The sequence below is a fragment of the Phormidesmis priestleyi BC1401 genome (assembly GCF_001650195.1).
Lineage (GTDB): Bacteria > Cyanobacteriota > Cyanobacteriia > Leptolyngbyales > Leptolyngbyaceae > Phormidesmis_A > Phormidesmis_A priestleyi_B.
Map to the genome: position 1 here is coordinate 1 of NZ_LXYR01000128.1, position 3,940 is coordinate 3,940.

At 48.4% G+C, this 3,940-nt stretch carries 4 protein-coding genes and 1 pseudogene; 2 read left to right on the forward strand and 3 right to left on the reverse strand.

The genetic code is table 11. The annotated features are described in order from the left end of the window. Together A8707_RS30070 and A8707_RS28745 are read left to right on the forward strand one after the other, a co-directional pair. A partial coding sequence (locus tag A8707_RS30070; RefSeq protein WP_231948479.1) for a hypothetical protein occupies positions 1–315 on the forward strand: 315 nt, incomplete at its 5' end. A 481-nt stretch (positions 316–796) separates the two neighbouring features. Next, positions 797–1,042 (forward strand): annotated as a pseudogene (locus A8707_RS28745) (IS1 family transposase); the annotation flags it as partial. Positions 1,043–1,112: 70 nt separating this feature from the next. On the opposite strand, the gene A8707_RS25750 reads toward A8707_RS28745, so the two are convergent. The 3 genes from A8707_RS25750 to A8707_RS25760 form a co-directional block, all read right to left on the reverse strand. Then, on the reverse strand, positions 1,113–2,540 hold the full coding sequence (locus A8707_RS25750) for a tyrosinase family protein (protein WP_082906515.1): 1,428 nt from the start codon (positions 2,538–2,540) through the stop codon (positions 1,113–1,115). Positions 2,541–2,979: 439 nt separating this feature from the next. After that, complete coding sequence (locus A8707_RS25755; protein ID WP_156518890.1) at positions 2,980–3,234, reverse strand: hypothetical protein; 255 nt, start codon at positions 3,232–3,234, stop codon at positions 2,980–2,982. A 115-nt stretch (positions 3,235–3,349) separates the two neighbouring features. After that, on the reverse strand, positions 3,350–3,940 hold a 591-nt coding region (locus tag A8707_RS25760; RefSeq protein WP_156518764.1), incomplete at its 5' end, for an IS200/IS605 family accessory protein TnpB-related protein.

The following is a 3,940-nucleotide window of genomic DNA, read 5'->3' on the forward strand; positions in this document are numbered from 1 at the left end:
GCTCTTAAAAAGGGTTGGATTACGCCTGTAACATGCCAGTTTGATGTACTACTCAGTCCAATCTTAGTCCTCGTGCTGTGTAGTATGTTTTTCGACCAATTTGATCCGCTTATCACTTCGCTGATCTTGCCCACAAATTCCTTAGCGTTGTTTTTGGTCCAAAAGCTACGGGAACGCCAGCATGAGTTTCTGTATGACTACTCATTTAACCCTGATCTAGAGTCGGTAGTCAGCCACAAGCCTGTGAGGGAGGGATGGTCTCAGAAGCCAACGTCTTTGGCATACGACAACGATTCGTTCATTTTGGGGTCATAAGGACTTGAACCTTTATCTAGAGCCACCTTGAGGAGGGTGAATTTGTACCACGAAACTCAACTCATCTTTCCAGTTTGGTACTTAGATGAGGTAGATGAGTTTCATGGTATATGCCAAGGGTATCAGAAGGGTTCAAACTCGGCGATTGAGGAAGCAGAAGCCACTGTACCAAACAAACGACCGTTTATTTGACCCGACCCCCAGCGCCAGCAAGCAGGCTATCCGCTCGAATCTGGCCATGTGATGACACTCAGTCCCTACCTCACCCAGCATATTAATCGGTTTGGTTGTTACGGACTAGACCTGGAGAAACGCCCGCCAGATCTGATTTATGACCTCTGGGCTTCAGAACGGTAGCTCCCTATGACCCCAAAATGAACGAATCGTTGTCGTATGCCTCTTTGGGAAAGCCAAAGGATATGCAGACAGAGACACGACAACTGGGAAAGTCGCGTTGTAAGTTGCAATGCATACGTCATGGTTAGAACCGTTCGGCATCACTCAGTTTTACACCGATGGTTGGGGAGCGTACGAACGGCATTTTGAACCTGTGTTTCACACGGTAGGTTAAGTGTTCACTCAGACGATTGAGCGCAAGCACTTGACGTTGTGAGCTCGAATTAAACGATTAGCGCGGAAAACGACTTGCTTTTCCAAGTCAGAATGGTTATGTGATGTAGTCATCGGACTATTCATCAATCGATTTGAGTTCGGATTACCCATTTAATTCTCCTTCCACACGTCTAGAATACGACTTTTAGTGGTTCGTCGCGGCATTCGGTATCAAGAAGAGGGGTCTATGGCTGACGATCGCTGCTAATCGCAATTCCCCCGATTTGAATCGTGGCTGACGATCGCGCTGCAATCGCTTGATTCTCTTGTGGTGAAGCGCCACGCGGCACGAAGAGAATGTTGAGCTGTTCATCAGACTGATTGCGCCTCAGAAATGCCGAGACCGCTCGATTAATTTTAAAGGAGAGGGTTGCAGAGCTGAACTCACCATGCTGCTGTCCGTTCCGAATTCCCTGACCAAACAAGGCGATATTCCCAACATAGAACGGACTGTTAAACTCCGGAGTGGCTCCCTTGGGTAGCCCTACATACACTTCGTAGTAGACATCTGGTTGTCGATCAGCTTCAATATTGGTCAAGTCGAGGGTTAGGTTGGTTTTTCCCTCACTCGTGACTCGCAGAAGCTGTTCACGCACTGGACGAACATCTATCCCAACAGACACAGGATTGGATTCTGGTGGCAGAATGACGGCTGACTCTTGAGATCGTCTGAGCAACACCTCTTTGCTCCTTTTTCGTGTTGGACTAATTCCTGGTTGGCAGGAGAGCTTCACTTGAGTTGGCTCCCCCTGATAGGCATAGTTGAGCTGTTCTTGGGCGCGGAGGATTTCGCACCCCGTCAACTGCACGGATTGACCATTCTCATCGAAAAACGTGAACTTGGTGGTTGTCCAGGACGAATCACTGAGTGGGTCGGTACGCCCGCCCCCTTGTGCCAGCCAGATGTTCCATAAACGGTCAATGTTGCAGTGATGTAGCCAGAAGATTGGATCTTGTGCGGCGGTCGGGACACTGCCCATCAATCCCCCGATCGAGACATGCACTGCCCCATGAGGAGTTCCTTCTAGCGAACTGCTGAAGTCATTGAAGGGCACTTCAGCAAGGGCGACCACGGTATCGACAGCAGAGGCATTGAGTGAAGATGTGCCAGCATTCCAGCCCGACCCTCGATTGGTAACATAGAGAGGATTAGAAGCGTTGGCTGGTGATCGAAACACCGTCGGTAAGCGCCGTTGCCGAGTCGAGCCATAATTCCAATACGGGAGTGCCCAATTGGAATCACCGGATAATTTGCGGACAATGCGTTCAAAATACCAGAGATACATCCGGTGCCAGGAGAAGAAGAAGTACGTGCCATGTTTACAAGTGTTCCAAGCAGGCTGAGATCCTGGAAGCGTTGTGCCATGTATAGCTGCCTGATATGTCCAGCTCAACGGGTTATCATCCGGCAACGCTTTCATGGCCGCGATCGCTTTCTTGTAAGACAAAACGGTTGAGCTAGTAGTGCTCAGGGTGCCAATATCGCGACGGGTGTAAGAGCTTGCGGCGTTGCCCTGTCGTGCTTGCAACAAAAACGAACCCACTAGAGTTGTACTGGCTGCTAGTCCCACTGTCTCAAGAAATCTTCTGCGTGAAACGAGAGAACTGCTCATCGCTTACCTCCAATAGAGACAGATGAGGTTAACACAGTCATAGCCACGTTGCGACAAATAATTTTTTTGAAAAAAGATCTCATGAAAGTCATGGTTGCTTAAGCTCTAGCTATGGAATGGAGTAGAGGATTAAAGCGATCAGAGACGGATTCTGGATATGAAGAATTGTTCTTAGAACAGGTTTGATATTATCAGAGGCTGTTGTGAACAATCCTACATTACCTCGGTCTTGTCAACTCAACGGTTCAACGGCTGGCTTGTTGAGAAAATGCCCCCTTTACAGAGATTAGAATACTGATTCTTTCATGACTCCAACTGTATGCATTCTTAATAAGCAGGGCTAAATTGAGTTAAGTTGACAATACCCTTTTATCAGTGTCCGCTCAGTTCTTTCTGCCAGATTAGGTCTTGTCTCTTACAAATTCAGGAGGAATTTGTCCTAACCAATGGTTCTTCCCAGGATCTGGATCTCCATGGGTTTTAAGGTAACCGGAAGCACAGAGATGGGGCCACTGGAAACCCCACCATTGACTTCATGAATCTCTGCTCCTCCAATCAGCTTAACTGCACCTGGTTCAGTAGAGGCAGCTTGATTGCTGAACAAGATTTTGAGTGCTGCACCCGCCGGATTGAGCGTCGCGTCAACCAGCACCGCACCCATAAAGCCCGCTTGGGTATTCGTGTTGGCAATCACCACGACCTCCTGATCATTCAGAATACGCGAGAACGACAGCACACCCTGAGGAGAAGTGGAAATACCAAAATGAAACCCATCTCCTGAAATAGGGCGGAATTGATACTCCCCATGCCTAAAGGCGAGGGGATTCTTGAAGAGTCCACAAGCGAACCTTCAAAGGCGTTAACAAAGCGCCCCTACTGACTCCCTCAAGGCATAGCCCTAAAGTTGTCGCTACTTTTCGCAAGATGTTTGCCGCACCGTTGCAATCAGCATTGATGTACTGATTGTTTTGAGTGCGGTACAAGCCACGTTTAACTCGTCTGCCTGACTCCTTCCACCCTTCGGGTTTCTCACCGATTTTAGGCAGGAAATCATCATCCACAAACGAAGCCTTAGACGTATAGCTTTCTTCCGTCTCAACGAATCGAATCCCGTGCTGTTCGCACAGTTGCGAGACTCTCTCTTTGAGTCTGCCCGTGGGAATCTGGACAAACTTCTGATTGGTTTTAGCACCCATATTGGCACCGTCTTTCTGCCCTCGATTCCAGCCAAACACGACGGTGCCGATTCTGTTCTCAAGACAATGATTGATCACCTTTCTAGCCGCTTTATTGACCGCATCCCTAACCTGACGATTGCGTTTCTCAGTGATGGCAGCTAATCGCTTAGACCAAAAACCTTGAGGCTGATTCTCTTTGAGGGTGGCAACTTGCTTGTTATA

What these genes read in the sequence shown, in the direction of transcription:
- A8707_RS25750 (WP_082906515.1), bottom strand. Translation starts at nt 2,540, where the DNA reads ATGAGCAGTTCTCTCGTTTCACGCAGAAGATTTCTTGAGACAGTGGGA.